11 protein-coding genes are annotated in these 15,884 nt (G+C 59.2%); 6 read left to right on the top strand and 5 right to left on the bottom strand.

Annotated features, from left to right (window positions below; all coding sequences use genetic code 11):
* Nucleotides 1–11 precede the first annotated feature (11 nt).
* The 4 genes from QD461_RS10600 to QD461_RS10615 form a co-directional block, all read right to left on the bottom strand.
* Complete coding sequence (locus tag QD461_RS10600; RefSeq protein WP_414087724.1) at nt 12–1,139, bottom strand: ABC transporter permease; 1,128 nt, start codon at nt 1,137–1,139, stop codon at nt 12–14.
* Complete coding sequence (locus tag QD461_RS10605) at nt 1,139–2,149, bottom strand: ABC transporter permease (RefSeq protein ID WP_184703352.1); 1,011 nt, start codon at nt 2,147–2,149, stop codon at nt 1,139–1,141. Before QD461_RS10605 ends, QD461_RS10600 begins: the two co-directional genes overlap by 1 nt.
* A 156-nt stretch (nt 2,150–2,305) precedes the next feature.
* Complete coding sequence (locus tag QD461_RS10610; RefSeq protein WP_414087725.1) at nt 2,306–4,390, bottom strand: ABC transporter substrate-binding protein; 2,085 nt, start codon at nt 4,388–4,390, stop codon at nt 2,306–2,308.
* A gap of 137 nt (nt 4,391–4,527) precedes the next feature.
* Nucleotides 4,528–5,994 (bottom strand): alpha-glucosidase/alpha-galactosidase, encoded by a 1,467-nt coding sequence (locus QD461_RS10615; RefSeq protein ID WP_414087726.1) that lies wholly within the window; start codon nt 5,992–5,994, stop codon nt 4,528–4,530.
* Between the two features lie 211 nt (nt 5,995–6,205).
* Here QD461_RS10615 and QD461_RS10620 point away from each other — a divergent pair, with 211 nt between their 5' ends.
* Together QD461_RS10620 and QD461_RS10625 are read left to right on the top strand one after the other, a co-directional pair.
* The gene (locus QD461_RS10620) at nt 6,206–7,108 is read left to right on the top strand and encodes an AraC family ligand binding domain-containing protein (protein ID WP_414087727.1); all 903 of its coding nucleotides are present in this window, start codon (nt 6,206–6,208) and stop codon (nt 7,106–7,108) included.
* Nucleotides 7,109–7,304: 196 nt separating this feature from the next.
* Nucleotides 7,305–9,548, top strand: a complete 2,244-nt coding sequence (locus tag QD461_RS10625) for a glycoside hydrolase family 2 protein (RefSeq protein ID WP_414087728.1) — start codon at nt 7,305–7,307, stop codon at nt 9,546–9,548.
* Nucleotides 9,549–9,569: 21 nt separating this feature from the next.
* Here QD461_RS10625 and QD461_RS10630 read toward each other — a convergent pair whose 3' ends face one another.
* Entirely contained in the window at nt 9,570–10,484 is a 915-nt protein-coding gene (locus QD461_RS10630) for a GntR family transcriptional regulator (protein ID WP_414087729.1), read from the bottom strand.
* Nucleotides 10,485–10,845: 361 nt separating this feature from the next.
* Here QD461_RS10630 and QD461_RS10635 point away from each other — a divergent pair, with 361 nt between their 5' ends.
* The 4 genes from QD461_RS10635 (at nt 10,846) to QD461_RS10650 (ending at nt 15,879) form a co-directional block, all read left to right on the top strand.
* The gene (locus QD461_RS10635) at nt 10,846–11,865 is read left to right on the top strand and encodes an aldo/keto reductase (RefSeq protein WP_414087730.1); all 1,020 of its coding nucleotides are present in this window, start codon (nt 10,846–10,848) and stop codon (nt 11,863–11,865) included.
* Nucleotides 11,866–12,133: 268 nt separating this feature from the next.
* The gene (locus QD461_RS10640; RefSeq protein WP_414087731.1) at nt 12,134–13,123 is read left to right on the top strand and encodes an ABC transporter substrate-binding protein; all 990 of its coding nucleotides are present in this window, start codon (nt 12,134–12,136) and stop codon (nt 13,121–13,123) included.
* A 202-nt stretch (nt 13,124–13,325) separates the two neighbouring features.
* Nucleotides 13,326–14,876, top strand: coding sequence for a sugar ABC transporter ATP-binding protein (locus QD461_RS10645; protein ID WP_414087732.1), 1,551 nt, complete (start codon nt 13,326–13,328; stop codon nt 14,874–14,876).
* A gap of 31 nt (nt 14,877–14,907) precedes the next feature.
* Nucleotides 14,908–15,879 carry an ABC transporter permease gene (locus QD461_RS10650; protein WP_414087733.1) on the top strand — a complete coding sequence of 324 codons (972 nt, stop codon included), beginning with the start codon at nt 14,908–14,910 and terminating at the stop codon, nt 15,877–15,879.
* Nucleotides 15,880–15,884: the final 5 nt, after the last annotated feature.

Below are 15,884 nucleotides of genomic sequence, written 5' to 3' on the forward strand. Positions count from 1 at the left end.
CCGTTCTCCTCTCAATAGGGATCGATCGCGTCGCGCAGTCCGTCGCCGAGTGCATTGAAGGCGAAGACGGTGACGAGGACGAAGGCGACGGGCGACAAAATCCAGGGGTAGGAACCGATGACCGAATAGGTCGACGTATCCTGCAACATCAGACCCCAGGAGATCAGCGGCGGCTTGACGGCAAAGCCGAGGAAACCCAGGAAGGATTCGAGCAGAACCACGCTCGGGATCGCAAGCGTCACGGCGACGATGACGTGGCTCATGACGTTCGGGAATATGTGCTGCAGGATGATACGCCGGTCGGTGGCCCCGATCGCCATCGCTGCTCGCACATAGTCGATCCTTGCCAATGCCAGTGTCTTGCCGCGAACCTCGCGTGACATCTGCGCCCAGCCGAGTGCAGACATGACGATGATGACGAAGGCAAGGAAGACATTGGTCGGCGCGGTCACGGGGATCAGCGAAGTCAAGGCCAGATAAAGCGGCACTTGCGGGAAGGCGAGAACGACCTCGACAAAGCGCTGGATCCAGGTATCGAGCACGCCGCCGAAATAGCCGGAGATCATGCCGATGCTGGTGCCGACAATCGTCACGATGGCGACGACCGTGAGAGCGATCATCAGCGAAATGCGAGAGCCGTATATGGCACGTGACAGCACGTCGCGACCGAACTTGTCGGTACCGAGGAAATGCACCGGACCGCCATCGGTCGTGCCGAACAGATGCCGGTTGCCGGGGATCAGGCCGAACAAATAGTAGGGATCGCCTTTGACGAACAAGCCGAGCAGGCGGGGATGATCGTAGTCTGGACCGACGATGGGCTGGAACGTGACGGGATCGAGATCGGTGGTTTCGACCAGTGCGTAGACGCGGGGCTGGAAGACGATATTGCCGTCCTTGCCGTGAAAGCTGATAATTTGCGGCGGCGCGAAGCCGGTGTCGGTCGCCTTGGGGTCAAGTGGCGCGACGAATTCGGCGAACACTGCCATTAGCAACAGCAGCACGACGAGGATAAGGCCGCTCATGCCCGTCCAGGAACGCTTCAGGCGTCGCCAGACCAGTGCGATGTAACTTTCGCCACCGCCTTTGTGTTTGACCTTTTCTTCCGGCACAGGTGGGGAGTTGCTGAAGGCGAGCATTAGTGGATCCCTCCCTGTTGACGCACGCGCGGATCGAGCAGGGCAAGCAGCATGTCGGCGATGATATTGCCGATGATGAGGGTTGCCGAAAGCACCATCATGAAGGTTGCCGTGACATAGACGTCGCCGACCGCCATGGAGCCGACGATGGCCGGCCCGACTGTCGGCAGCGAGAAGATGATTGCGGTCTCGATTTCCCCGGTCAGCATGTAGGGAAGCACGACGCCCTGATACATGATCAGCGGATGCAGGGCATTCGGCACGGCATGGCGCATGACGACGGCGCCGCCGGAAAGACCTTTTGCCCGTGCGGTTTCGACATATTGAGCGTTCAGCGTGTCGAGAAGATTGCCGCGCATGACGCGCATATTATAAGCGAGGCCGCCGAAGGTGGCGATCGCAACGACCGGCCAGACATGCTTGACCAGATCGACGAACTTCGCCCACGACCAAGGCGCTCCACCATATTGCGGCGAGAAGAAACTGCCGATCTCCGAGACGTTGAGCTGGAAGACAAGGATATAGACGATAATCAGCGCCATCAGGAAGCGTGGCACCGTCATGCCGAGAAAGGAGACGCCGGCCAGCAGATTGTCGACCCAGCTATATTGGCGCGTCGCCGCCCATATGCCGAAACCTATGCCGAGAATGGATGCGAATATGTGGCACACCAGCGCCAGCGCCAGCGTTCGTGGCAGGCGCTCGCCGACGACATCGGCAACCGGCTTGTTGTAGACCATGCTGTAGCCGAAATCGCCTTTGGTGACGATGCCGCCGACCCAGTTGAAATATTGAACGATCATCGGCTTATCGAGACCATGTTCCTTTCGATAGGCCTGCGCCTGGGCATCAGCCTGTTCGAAGGATGCGCCGCCCTGGTTCATCAACTGCGAGCGGATGTAATCGGCATAGTCGCCCGGCGGCGCCTGAATGATGGCGAAAGTCACCACGCTCAGGATGAAGAGCACGGGGATTGCTGAGGCTATGCGAACGAGCAGGAATCGTAACATGGGACGGTTCGCTTCTCTTTGATGCTGTCGGCACTCCCGCTCCTTGCGGAGGATGTGCGCCAGCGGTTCATTTTACCCGGCGATAGCTGATCGCTGGATGTCTCGGGTCCCATGGCAGACGGCATCATGCCGGCCGCCATGGGGTCTCGTGCGGTCTTACTTGATCGGACCGGCGCTGCCCGGGGCACCCGGAAGCTGGTCGGCGAAGAGCTCGTATTTGCCCTGCTTGTCGGCCGCGACCCACAGACGCTCGCGCAGGACTGAGTCCTCTGCCCAGTTGAACAGGAAGATCGGCGTACCCGGAGGAACGTTGGAGAAGCGCTTGTTAATAATCAGCGCACCCGGATATTCGGTCAGGCCGATATTGTAGAGGTTCTCGGTCGACACCTTCTGGAACTGCTTCATCAGAGCCACACGCTCTTCGCTTTTCTGCGACTGCGTGAACTTGTTGACGATCTCGACCATATCCTTTTCGAATGGCATCAGATCGACTTTGCCGTCCGAACCGGCGCGATGGTTCCAGCTCGTGCGCGGACCGACCGGAGCGAGCTGCTCGGTGTTCTGCACTACGGAAGCAAGTTCCGTGGTGTTGCGCCGCACCATCCAGTCGAAGCGGCCACTGTAGTTGGCATCGTCGCGCTGGTTGCCGTCGAGGGCGTTGATGACGACGCGCAGCCCGAGCTTCTCCATCTGGGCGATTACCCCCTCGGCAAGGCTCTTGTCCGTCGTATAGCCGCTGTTGACCAGCAGGGTAATCTCGACATCCTTGCCGCCGTTGACGCTGGCCGGGTAATTGACGATGCCGTCGCCATCGGTGTCCTTGAGGCCGGCCTTAGCCAATTCGGCTTTGGCCGCTGCAAGATCGAATGGATAGTAGACCGTGGAGTTGCGGTCATAGAAGGTGCTGCCTGAAGACAGCCCGCCCGGATAGATCGCGGTGAACGGCCCCTTGACCAGAGATTCGCCAAGCGCCTTGCGGTCGAGCGCCATGGTGACGGCCTTGCGGAAATGCTCGTTGCGATTCAGGTCCCTGACGGCCTGGCCGCGCGCATCCGGACTGCCCCAGCCGTTGGCCGAGAAATTCATCTGCAGATTATAGCCGATGAGACGCGGGCCGAAAGCGAGACGGGCCGGCGCTTCCGACTGCGCGGCGCGCTTCAGCGAAGCAACGAAGTTTTCCGGCTGCTCGAGGTTGGAGAAGTCCCCCGAGCCGGCAACGGCTTGCACGTCACGGTCTGCCCAGGTCGAGAGCTTATAGTGCAGCTCGTTGAGGTAAGGCAGCTGATTGCCCTTCTCATCGACCTTCCAGTAATAGGGGTTGCGGCGCATGACGATGATGTCGTCGGAGCGATATTCGACCGGCACCCAGGCGCCCATGACAGGCATGTTCATGAATTCCGGCGGGAAGGCGTTCTTGAACTGCTCATAGGTGTTCTTCGAATATTTCGGGTGCTGCGGCTTCAGGATATGTGAAGGGCCGGGGCAGAAGGTGCCGTAGGCCATGGCATAGAGATACTGCCTCGGAAACGCATCCTTGAAGGTCCATTCGACGGTGTAGTCGTCGATCTTCTTCAGCGTCGTGCCGGCCCCGAACGTCTCGGGGCTCGCGCCGTTCAAGGGTGAGACGTTGTGATCGTTGACCTCGTCGTCCCAGTAGAACATCAGGTCGTCGGCATTGAAGGGCACGCCGTCGGACCACTTCGCGCCTTCGATCAGGTGCATGGTGAGCTTGTGGCCGTCCGCAGACCAATCCCAGCTCTTGGCGAGGTTCGGCAGCGGCTCGGTATCCTTAGCCTCGACCTGGAAAAGCGGCGCTGTGCGCGTCAGGCATTCGGAAAGGCCGATGTCGATGCCGCCCCAGCCCTGGCTCTGACCGCCCGTGTAATTCCAGCCTTCCGGACGGCCGCCGATGACATGGCGCAGCGTGTCGCCATAGACGCCGATGCCGTCGGGCATGTTGCCGGTCTTAAAGACAAGCGGTTCCTTCGGGAGGCGATCCTTGACGGCCGGCAGCTTGCCGGTCTTGACGAACTTGTCTGTGACCCAGGAAGGCTCGTGGTAGTCTGGCAGCGCCTTGAACTCCAGGATGGAGCTGCGCTCGACATATTTGATCTTGCCTTCTGCGGGGAAGACCGGTGGAACGGGTGGCACTGTCGGCTCGGCCGCATGAGCGGTGATCGCGATTGCGGACGTGGCAATCGTCAACGCGGCGAGAAGGCCGATCGGTCGAAAATGTCTCATCTTGTTCTCTCTCCCAAATTCGCGAGCGTCCCGTTCGAGGCCTCGCGTTCCTCCCTTGAAACGAAAGATGGTCGGTTGAGGCGGGATATCCCCTTAAGACCCCGCCTCAATACCTTATCTTTCGGCCTGCATGTTCACTAGCCTGCCTGCTTCACAGCGGCCTTTTCCGCGCGCAGCTCCTCGATCGAGCGGACATTGCGACTCGCTGCGCCCTTCCAGTCGCGCGTCTTGACCTTGCTGCGCGACAGGCGATCCTTGGCGTCCGCCACTGCATGAGCGTATTGCGGCAGCCAACGTGCCTCAGCGACGACCATTTCGTCGACCATCTGCCAAACCTCCTCCGGTGTGGCGACGGCGCCGACCAGCGGGTCGTGCAGGACGGCGAGCTTCAAGAGGTCGATATCGCCGCTGATGGCGGCATGGACCGACATGCGCTGAACATTGATTGAGGAAATGCAGGTGGCGGCACATGCCTCGGGCAGAGTAATGCCGGCCACCATGTTGATGCCGAAACGATCGACGAAGCCGGGGGATTCGATGACGGCATCGGCGGGCAGATTGGTGATGACGCCATTGTTCTTGACGTTGAAATGGCCGCGATAGACGCGGTTGGTTTCGAGTGCCTCCAGTATGTGGCTCGCATGCTCATTCGAGCGGCGCGCCGGATCGATCGGCTGGGAGGCACTATCGAGGATCTGCGGGAATTCCGTCTCGAACCAGTTGCGCGTCTCGGTGGAGTGACGCAGATAGCCGCCCGTCTCGCCATGGATCCAGTCCGACATGTCGATCCACTTGTTGATCTCGTCGGGACGCTTGCGATACCAGGGCAGGTACTCGGACAGGTGGCCGTTGCTCTCGGTCGAATAGACGCCGAAACGCTTCAGCACGTCGATGCGCAGCTTTTCCTGCTGCGAGAAGACCGAATGTGCTTCGAAGGCAGCGATCAGCTCGTCCTTGCCGATCTTGCGGCCATTGAGGCGAAGGTCGACGAACCAGGTCTGATGGTTGATGCCTGAGCAGATATAGTCGAGCTCGCTCTTGTCCTTGGCGCCAAGCACCTCGGCGATCTGTTCGGCACCATGTTGGACACCGTGGCAAAGGCCGATCGTGTCGACCTTGCCGTATTCGATCGCCGCCCAGGTGTTCATCGCCATCGGGTTGGCATAGTTCAGGAATTTGGCACCGCTCTCGGCGACCTCGCGGATGTCCTTGCAGAAATCGAGGATGACCGGAATGTTGCGCTGACCATAGAGAATGCCGCCGGCGCAGATCGTGTCGCCGACGCATTGGTCGATGCCGTATTTCAGCGGAATGCGGATATCTTCGGCATAAGCCTCCAGGCCGCCGACGCGAACGCAGCTGATGATGTAGCGAGCGCCCGTGAGCGCCTTGCGACGATCTGTCGTGGCCGTCACGCGTGTCGGCAGCTTGTTTGCCTCGACGATCCGATCAAGGATCGCCTTGATCATCGTCAGATTGTGCTCGCTCACATCAGTCAGCGCAAATTCGACGTCGCGGAATTCCGGCACGCAGAGAATATCGGTGAACAGCTTTTTCGTGAAGCCGACGCTGCCCGCGCCGATAATAGCGATTTTGAAACTCATGATCCTCACCTTCAAGTCGGTCGAACAGGCAGCGGCAGGGAAGATAACAGCGTTTTCGCCCCATGACCGCATCGCTTGCGAAACGGGCCGAAATCGTGGTTTTTCCTCCAAACGCCGATCCTCTTCGGCGGTCATGCGCTGTTTTCTGGCGGGATTATGCCTATAATCAGCGAAGGGAACAGAGAACTATTATGCTTTCAGGGGTAATTTTGTGCTGCAGGAATTGATCAATAATGGACAGGTCATGCGGACGGTTTCGCTGCCACGCGGACGCCACAGGCTGCATGCCATGCCGACCAGTGCGGGCTATGAAATCCGGCAGGACGAGCCCTATGATTGGGATGGGCGCCGCCGCGGTCAGACGCCTTTTACCGTGCTTCAGCATACCATCAGCGGCACCGGGCGACTGCGTTATGAAAGTCGCAATCATCGTGTGAATGCCGGCGATACGCTACTTGTGCTCGTACCGCACAATCATCGCTACTGGCTCGAGAAAGGCCGGCGCTGGGAATATTTCTGGATATCGATGAATGGCGAGGAGGCATTGCGCATCCATCGTCTGATTTTGTCTGCGGCGGGTCCGGTCTTGAAGCTGCAGCAAGCGACCATCGATCATCTTGCCGATTGCAGTCTGCGGCTGGTCAGGGGCGCGAGCACGCCCGCGTCGGCTTCAGCCATCGCCTATGAGGCCGCCATGGCGCTCTATGACGACGTTTTTGGCTCGCATGCCTTTGCCGCCGATCGTTCAGCCATGCAGATCGTCATCGACCATATTGAGGCCAATCTCGACAAGCCGCTTCCTGTCGACGAGCTTGCCAGGGTAAGTGGCCTCAGCCGCGCGCATTTCTCCCGCGTCTTTGCTGAAAGCGAAGGGGTGCCGCCGGCGGAATTCGTGCTGCAGCAGCGGATGCAGCGCGCAGCAAAGCTGCTCACGAAGGCCGCATTCATTCCGGTCAAGGAGGTCGCGATCATGTCGGGTTTCGATGACGCCAACTATTTCTCCAAGGTGTTTCGCCGCATCTACGGCATCAATCCTACGGAGTTCCGCACAACAGGCATGTATGCAGCGGTGCGCAGCCCCGTCGAAGAGGGAAAGGGCAGCCGCAACCGGTAGGCTGGTGCGGGGCGACCGGCGTCGCCGTTGTTCAAAGTCGAAGAGCTGTAATCCGCCAACCGGTCGCATTGCGTGTCGGCGACGAGCCTGTATAGATATCGCCCCGCGGCACCATGCCCGCCGCGCCTCGCACCTGATTTTCCATGCAATATGTGTTCTTCCCCCGATGTGACGGGCTTAATCGATAGGACTGAATATGCGCTCAGTTGTTGCCTTCAACCAATGCTGGACATTTCGCGAGGGGTTTTCCCGGGCCAATGCAGGCCGTTTGCAGGAGGGCCAACCCGTCACGTTGCCGCATAGTGCCATCGAGCTGCCTTTCAACTATTTCGACGAGAAATCCTATCAGCGTGCCTTCACCTACCAGAAGACAATCGTCTGGGACGAGGCCTATACAGGTCGCGAGATATCGTTGGTTTTTGATGCAGCGATGGCTGACGCCGCAGTCTATCTGAACGGCGAGGAGATCGTTGCACACAAGGACGGCTACACGCCGTTCGTGGCGCGCCTGACCGGACGTCTGCGAGAGGGCGAAAACCTCATCACCGTCAAGATCGATGGGAGCGAGAATCCTGAAATCCCGCCCTTCGGCGGCCGGATCGATTACCTGACCTATGCGGGGATCTACCGCGATGTGTGGCTGAAGCTCACGGATCCCGTCTTTATCGACAATATCAAGGTCGAAACCGCAGATGTCCTTTCCGACGGTAAATCTGCGACCGTCCGCTGCGATATCAACAATCCGCAAAGCCTCGCCTTCAACGGCCATGTGAAAGTGACCCTGCGGTCCGTCGACGGCAAGGAGATTGCTTCGGGCGAGGCGGCCACATCAGGCGAAAGCGTAACGCTCAGCTTCGATGGTCTCTCGGGCCTATCGCTTTGGGATCTCGATAATCCCGTCCTCTATTCGGCGGAGGTGGAGCTTGCGAGTGATCGCGGCACGGATCGTCATGCCGCGACGTTCGGTTTCCGCACGGCAAGCTTTACCGCCGAGGGTTTTCTCCTGAACGGTAAAGTGCTGAAGCTGCTTGGGCTCAACCGCCATCAGGCGTTTCCCTATGTCGGCTATGCGATGGGCCGTTCGGCCCAGGAGCGCGATGCGGAGCTGATGAAGCATACGCTTAAATGCAACATCGTGCGCACCTCGCATTATCCTCAGTCAAAATGGTTCCTCGACCATTGCGACCGTATCGGCCTGCTCGTCTTTGAGGAAATTCCCGGCTGGCAGCATATCGGCGATGAGGAGTGGCAGCAGGAATCTATCCGCAATGTGCGTCGCATGATCGAACGCGACTGGAACCATCCCTCGATCGTCATCTGGGGCGTGCGCATCAACGAGTCCCAGGATTCTCATGAATTTTATGCCGAAACGAACCGGTTAGCGCGGGAGCTCGATCCGACGCGCCAGACCGGCGGCGTGCGTTACATTACCGAGAGCGAGCTGCTCGAAGACGTCTACACGATGAATGATTTTATCCTCGGCAATGAGGAACTGCCCGGCGCCAACCGACCGCGCACGCCGCTGAGGCCGCAGCAGGAAAATACCGGTCTTGCCAAGGATGTGCCCTATCTGATCACCGAATTCGGCGGGCACATGTATCCGACGAAGATCTACGATCAGGAGCAGCGCCAGACCGAGCATGTGCGCCGGCATCTGGAGGTCCTGAATGCCGCCTATGGCGACCCGTCGATTTCGGGTGCCATCGGCTGGTGCATGTTCGACTATAATACCCACAGCGATTTCGGCTCGGGCGACCGCATCTGCTACCACGGCGTGATGGACATGTTCCGCGAACCGAAGTTCGCTGCCTATGTCTATGCCAGCCAGTGTGGGCCATCCGAAGAGGTGGTCATGAAGCCCGTGACGATCTGGGCGCGGGGCGAGCGCAACATCGGCGGCGCTCTGCCGCTGATCGTTCTGACGAATTGCGAAGAGATCGAGCTGCGTTATGGTTCGCTTACCAAGCGGCTGACGCCAGACCGGGAAACGTTCCCGCACTTGCCGCATGCGCCCGTTGTCTTCGATCACCGGTCCTTCACGCCAGACGAGCTTGGCGTTTGGGGAATGGAGTGGGAGGATGTGCATTTCACCGGCTATATCGGCGGCAGGCCAGTGGTCGAGCAGCATATGGTCGCCAATCCGCTGCCGACCTCGCTTCAAGTCGACGCCGATGCTGATACCTTGAGCGCAGGCGAACGCGATACGGTGCGCATCATCGTGCGCGCGCTCGATCAGGCCGGCTCGCGCCTGGCTTTTATCAATGAAGCCATCACCATCAAGGTGAATGGTCCGGCGAAAGTCATCGGACCGGCAACCGCGGCGTTCCAAGGAGGAACCACAGGTTTCTGGCTACAGGCAACGGGCGAGGTCGGCGCCGTCGAGCTCGAAGTCTCATCCCCGCGCTTTGCCAGCCAACGGGTGCATCTGATCGCTAAGTGAACCGTCAGCCGGCTCGGCCCGTCAAGCGGCTGAGCCGGTAGTACTATCCCCCGTGCTTTGCGGAATGGATTGCAGCAGCGTTTGCCTTGCCGAGGCGAGATGCGTGCGGCAGGCGGCGTCGATCCGTTGTGGGTCGCGCGATTGCAGCGCCGCGATATAATCGAGATGCTCGGCGACAGCGCGGGCATTGCGCTCGCGAGCGAAGGCCTTGCTCCACTGGAAGTGATAGTGGAACACGATGGCAATGACATCGTAGAAATCGGCAATGAAGCGATTGCTTGAGGCGCGATGGATGAGCAGGTGGAACTTCTCGTCGAGGCGTGAGAAGTCGCGGTAATGCGCATCGAAATCCTTCAACAGCGCGTAATGTTCGCGCTCGATCGCCTTCAAATCCTCCCAAGCGCGGTGGCTTGGAGGCAGGCGGCCGAATTCTGCGGCAGAATGCAGCTCGAACATCTCGCGCACATCAGCAAGCTCAAGTGCGAATTCGCTGGTGAAGCCCTTGAGGATCCAATGGCTGTTCGGTCGTTTCTCGATCAGGCCGAAGCGGCTGAAGCGGATGAGGAATTCGCGCACGACGGATGTGCCGGTGCCGATCTCACGCGCCAGTTCCAATTCGTTGATCTGCATGCCGGGCTGGGCTTCATCAGACATGATCCGCATCATGAAGCTGCGCTCGATAATGTCGTGCAGGGAATCGGTCTCTTCCTTCGGAAAGAAATCAGCCTCGTTTGGCAGGCGCAGTACGGTCTTCTGCCGCTTGTTCCAGAGAATGATCCCGGCGTCGCTGAGGCGCATCAGGATTGCGCGCGCCGTGCTGCGGCTGACGCCGAGTTCGGCTGCAATCTCGGGCTCGCTCGGCAGCTCCGTATCGGCCTTCAGGCGGGCCGCATAGCGGTTGTAGGCCTCCTTGAAGAGCGTGTTTTGTCTAGCCATTTCCCCCCTCGCGTAGCATCGCCGCGCTTTCCTGGCGGCGCTGTCTGAACCATGTTCGAATGGCAGTCAATTGCAGGAGTCTTGTCCGGGCCTTCTTTGCCGCCTTCCACCCCGGCGGGCGGTGATTTCCTCGTTGACTCCAAATTGTTTATTGTAGATAAAAAACAAAATCAATTGGTGACGACTGTTGAGGGTTGTTCGATAAGGCCGATGAATAGGGGGGAGATGGGGTGCCGTTGCAATCCAGGGCCGCTTGTTGTCGTATAGCACTACCGATGGACGTTGTTTGAAATGACGATAGCGGTTCCGTTGAGTCGTTCGCGACGAGAATTGAGATACCGCTCATCGTGAAGGAAGGGTGATGCAGACTAGGACAATAGGCAGGACCGATCTTAAGGTTACGGAGATCAGCTTCGGTGCTGCGGCGCTGGGGGGACTGTATCGTGCTTGCCCTCGCGATCAGGCAATGGAGACCCTGCAGGCCGCCTGGGATAGCGGCATTCGCTACTTCGATGTTGCACCCTGGTATGGCTTCGGCCTCGGCGAGCGCCGCGTCGGCGATTTTCTGCGTGAGCAGCCGGATGACAGCTATGTTCTGTCGACCAAGGTCGGACGCCTGATGCATCCGGTGCCGACAGACAAGGTGCCGAACTACGGTTATATCGATCCGCTGCCATTCGATGCGACCTATGACTATTCCTATGATGGCATCATGCGTTCGGTCGAGTTCAGCTATGCCCGCCTAGGCCTCAATCGCATCGATATTCTCTACGTGCACGATATCGGCAGTTATACTCACGGCAAGGCGCTGAACGAGCATTATCTCGGGCAGCTTCTGGGCTCCGGTCTGAAAGCATTGGAGGAGCTGAAGTCGTCGGGTGCGATCAAGGCCTATGGCCTTGGCGTCAATGAAGTGCCCGTTTGTCTCGATGTCATGCACGCCGCTGATATCGACTGCATTCTCATGGCGGGGCGCTATACTCTGCTGGATCGTTCCGCCGTTGCCGAGCTGTTGCCGTTTTGTGAGAAGAAGGGAACGTCGCTGGTCGTGGGCGGCGTTTTCAACTCCGGCATTCTGGCGACGGGTCCGGTACCTGGTGCGCATTTCGACTATTTGCCGGCAACGCCGGAAATTTTGGCTAAGGTTGGGGCGATGGAGGAGATCGCCCGCAAGCATGGCGTACCGCTCGCTCAACCGGCAATTCAGTTCCCGCTGCGCAATCAAAGTGTGGCTTCGGTGCTGATCGGTACGGCGAAGCCAGAAAGTCTTGTCCGCAATATGCAGCTCGTGGAGCCAAGGATCCCGGACGACCTCTATGCGGAATTCGAGGGATTGACTGTGGTCGCGCCTCCGTTGGGAGACGAGGCGGTCCGCGTCTAGAGCGATTCAAGGAAAAGTCCGCAGCGGTTTTTCGTCCGGAATTGCGTGAGACAGCAGAGGGAGCGGTTTTGCATTCCTAAACCGCTCCAACAGATTGGGAGCTATCGAGCCGTCGGGAGAGGCGGCTTCGACGAGGAGGAAAGCCTGTTTTGGCGTCGGTGGCCTTTCCGCCGCGCGATGCGTGACGCCGCAAGGCGTCGCGATACCGAGCCGTAAGCGTTCAGCGGCCGGTGTGCAGGAGAGCAGAGCGCGTTGAGAGGAGAAGCAGATGAAAATTGCCAAGTCACTTCTGTCCCGCCGCAGCTTTGCCGGTCTTGCCGGCGCTGCCATCATCGCGATGGCGATGCCGGTGCAGTCCTTCGCGGCTGACGTGACCATTCCGATCATCGTCAAGGATACGACATCCTTCTACTGGCAGATCGTTCTCGCCGGCGCTCGCCAGGCGGGTAAGGATCTCGGCGTCAAGGTGCCGGAGCTTGGTGCGCAGTCGGAATCCGATATCAACGGCCAGATCAGCATTCTCGAAAACGCCGTTGCCGGCAAGCCGGCGGCGGTGGTCATTTCGCCGACCGAGTTCAAGGCGCTCGGTAAGCCCGTGGATGAAGCCGCCAAATCGGTACCGATCGTCGGTATCGACTCTGCCGCCGATTCCAAATCCTTCGTCTCGTTCCTGACGACCGACAACGTCCAGGGCGGCCGTATCGCCGCTGACGGTCTTGCCGCGGCGATCAAGGGCATGACCGGCAAGGAAGAGGGTGATATCGCCATCATCACCAGCCTGCCGGGCGTCGGCTCTCTCGACCAGCGCCGCCAGGGCTTCCTGGAAGAGGTCAAGAGCAAGTATCCGGGCCTGAAGGTTGTCGCGGATAAATATGCGGACGGTCAGGCAACCACCGGCCTCAACATCATGACCGACCTGATCACGGCTAATCCGAAGCTTGTCGGCGTCTTCGCCTCCAACCTGATCATGGCGCAGGGCGTGGGCCAGGCGATTGCCGAAAACAAGCTCGGCGACAAAATCAAAGTCATCGGCTTCGATAATGACGACAAGACCGTGGGCTTCCTGAAGTCGGGCGTTCTTGCCGGCCTCGTGGTCCAGGATCCGTATCGCATGGGTTATGACGGTATCAAGACGGCGCTCGCTGCCTCCAAGAAAGAGAAGGTCGAAGCCAACGTCGACACCGGCGCCAACCTGGTGACCAAGGCGAATATGAGCGACCCGAAGATCGACGCCCTGTTGAACCCGAAGGTCAAGTAAGGCTCCGAGGCTGCACCCGATCCGTCGGGTGCAGCCTTTTCGTCTAGAGCCGGATGATTTTAGGTCTATTCGACGTAAGATCTGATTGCGCTCTAGCATCAAGAAGGTGGAGCGTGATGCCGAAATCCGCTTACATTTTTCGGCCTCATGCTCTGTCCGCCTCCTGGGCGGCCGCGTGGTGATGCGAGAGGGAGGAGACCTCATGACGAGCCTTGAAGAAATCAGCCATCGGCACGACGATACCGTCAAGACGGAAGCGAACCGCATTCCGGCTGGATCGCCGATTCTGGAGCTTAAAGGTCTGCAGAAGCGCTATGGCTATGTCGAGGCGCTGAAACCCGCGACCGTCACGTTTCTGGCGGGAGAAATCCATGCCATCGTCGGCGAAAACGGCGCCGGCAAATCGACCCTCATCAAGCTTTTGACCGGCGTCATTACGCGGACGGGGGGTGAAATTTTCTGGTGTGGCCACCCCGTGGCACTTGCGACGCCCAATGAGGCGATTGCCCGCGGCATCAATGCCGTGCACCAGGAAGTCGTCCTATGTCCGCATCTAACCGTCGCGGCCAATCTCTTCCTCGGCGACGAAGTCAATCGCTTTGGGCTCATGCGCAAAAAGCAGATGATCGCCTTGGCGCAGGCGGTGCTCGACGATCTCGGCTTCGGCTTGCCGGCGGCCGACCTTCTAAGCTCGTTAACGATCGGCCAGCAGCAACTGGTCGCAACGGCAAGAGCGGCGATGCGCGGCACGCAGTTTCTGATCTTCGACGAGCCGACGGCCTATCTCACGCGTAAGGAATCGGCGCAGCTCTTTAAGCTGATCCGCCGCCTGCAGAGCGAAGGCGTGACGATCGTCTATATCAGCCATCGCATGGAAGAAGTCTTCGAGCTGGCGGATCGCGTTTCCGTGCTGCGCGATGGAACGCATGTCGGCACGCGCACAATCGCGGAGACCAACGAGGACGAGCTGATCAAGCTGATGATCAACCGCTCGATCGAGCAGATCTACCACAAAGAGGATATCCCTATCGGCGAAACCATTCTCGAAACGCGCGGACTTTCCGGCCCGGGTTTCGAGAATGTCTCGCTCAGCGTCCGCGCTGGCGAAATCGTTGGGCTTTACGGCTTGATCGGTGCCGGCCGCAGCGAATTTGCGCTGGGCCTCTATGGTCGCCAGCCAATTTCTGCCGGGGAGATCCATTGGCAGGGACGCAAGGTCGACATTCGCAGCGAACGAGACGCGATGGAGCTCGGCATCGCTCTTGCGCCTGAAAGTCGCCGTGACCAGGGACTCTGCCTCAATCTGCCGATAGGTCTCAACATCAACCTGCCGGTTTTCAGGCGGCTGAGCCACGGTCCTATCATCAACAACAAGAGCGAGGCCGTCAACGCCGACAAGCAGATCCGCGATCTCAGCATCAAGACGCCGAGCCGGCGGGTACTGGTCTCTGCCATGTCCGGCGGCAACCAGCAGAAGGTGGTCATTGGCAAATGGCTGAGCCATGGCGCCAAGCTGTTCATCTTCGATGAGCCGACTGTCGGCGTCGATGTGGGAACCAAGGCGGAGATCTATCGTCTATTCGCCAAACTGCTTCGCGAGGGTGCCGGTATCATCGTCATATCCTCATATTTACCTGAGGTTTACGAACTTGCCGACCGGCTCCATGTCTTCCGTCGCGGCCAATTGGTCGCCAGCCATGATTTTCACGCCGCCACGCACGAGGAAGTCCTCGGCGAGGCGATCGGTGTCTGAACGATAAAAAGTCTAAAGAGGGAGAACGAGAATGGCCGCGAATACGACAGATGGCCCCACCGTTGCGCCGCGGCGCAAGATGAATATCCTCTTCAGTCTAACGTTGATCCTGCTCCTGCTGGCGCTGTGGGTCCTACTTGGATTCTGGACCGACAAGTTCTGGACGCCGCTCAACATCACCAACCTGATGCGCCAGGGGTCGATGACGGCCATTCTTGCGTTAGGTCAGACCTTTGTCATCATCACGGCGGGCATTGATCTGTCTGTCGGGGCGATCGTGGGCTTCTGCACCGTCATCATCGCGTGGCTTCTTCAGGCCGGGTTTCCAGTCTGGGCGGCCATCCTCATCACGCTGCTATTCGGCGTGCTGATTGGTGCGTTTCACGGTTTCGGTATCGTGCGGATGGGCTTGCCGCCGTTCATCATCACGCTGGCGACGCTAACTTCGCTCCGCGGCATCGGCCTGCTCATTACCAACGGCTCCACGATCAACATCGTCAATGACGATTTCACCAACTTCGCGGTCGCCGAATTTCTTGGCATTCCGAGCCTGTTCTGGATGGTGATCTTGGTGGCAATCCCGGCCGTCATCTTCCTGCATCTTAGCCGATGGGGTCGCTATCTTTTCGCCGTCGGCTCCAATCGCGAGGCGGCACGCCTTTCCGGTGTCAACGTCAACGGTATGATCTACCTTGCCTATATCCTGTCGGGGACATGCGCTGCTTTCGTCGGTGTTCTGCTTGCCTCGCGTATCGCGATCGGCAATGCCACTCAGGCTGACGGCTGGGAGCTGCAGGCAATTGCTTCGTCCGTCATTGGCGGCACCAGCCTGTTCGGCGCAGTCGGCTCCGTTTATGGCCCGCTGATCGGCGCCTTCATCCTGGCCACCATCAACAATGGCGCTAATCTGCTGAACCTGAATTCCTTCTGGCAGCGCATCATCACCGGCGTGCTGATCATCGTGATCGTCTATTTCGACCAGCTGCGTCGCCGACGACTGTAAGGCAA

It is taken from the genome of Rhizobium sp. BR 314 (genome assembly GCF_047445805.1).
Lineage (GTDB): Bacteria > Pseudomonadota > Alphaproteobacteria > Rhizobiales > Rhizobiaceae > Rhizobium > Rhizobium lusitanum_B.

Excerpts from the sequence above, each read along its gene's own strand:
- QD461_RS10600 (WP_414087724.1), bottom strand. The coding sequence starts at position 1,139 with ATGCTCGCCTTCAGCAACTCCCCACCTGTGCCGGAAGAAAAGGTCAAA.
- QD461_RS10605 (WP_184703352.1), bottom strand. The coding sequence starts at position 2,149 with ATGTTACGATTCCTGCTCGTTCGCATAGCCTCAGCAATCCCCGTGCTC.
- QD461_RS10610 (WP_414087725.1), bottom strand. The coding sequence starts at position 4,390 with ATGAGACATTTTCGACCGATCGGCCTTCTCGCCGCGTTGACGATTGCC.
- QD461_RS10615 (WP_414087726.1), bottom strand. The coding sequence starts at position 5,994 with ATGAGTTTCAAAATCGCTATTATCGGCGCGGGCAGCGTCGGCTTCACG.
- QD461_RS10625 (WP_414087728.1), top strand. The coding sequence starts at position 7,305 with ATGCGCTCAGTTGTTGCCTTCAACCAATGCTGGACATTTCGCGAGGGG.
- QD461_RS10630 (WP_414087729.1), bottom strand. The coding sequence starts at position 10,484 with ATGGCTAGACAAAACACGCTCTTCAAGGAGGCCTACAACCGCTATGCG.
- QD461_RS10635 (WP_414087730.1), top strand. The coding sequence starts at position 10,846 with ATGCAGACTAGGACAATAGGCAGGACCGATCTTAAGGTTACGGAGATC.
- QD461_RS10640 (WP_414087731.1), top strand. The coding sequence starts at position 12,134 with ATGAAAATTGCCAAGTCACTTCTGTCCCGCCGCAGCTTTGCCGGTCTT.
- QD461_RS10645 (WP_414087732.1), top strand. The coding sequence starts at position 13,326 with ATGACGAGCCTTGAAGAAATCAGCCATCGGCACGACGATACCGTCAAG.
- QD461_RS10650 (WP_414087733.1), top strand. The coding sequence starts at position 14,908 with ATGGCCGCGAATACGACAGATGGCCCCACCGTTGCGCCGCGGCGCAAG.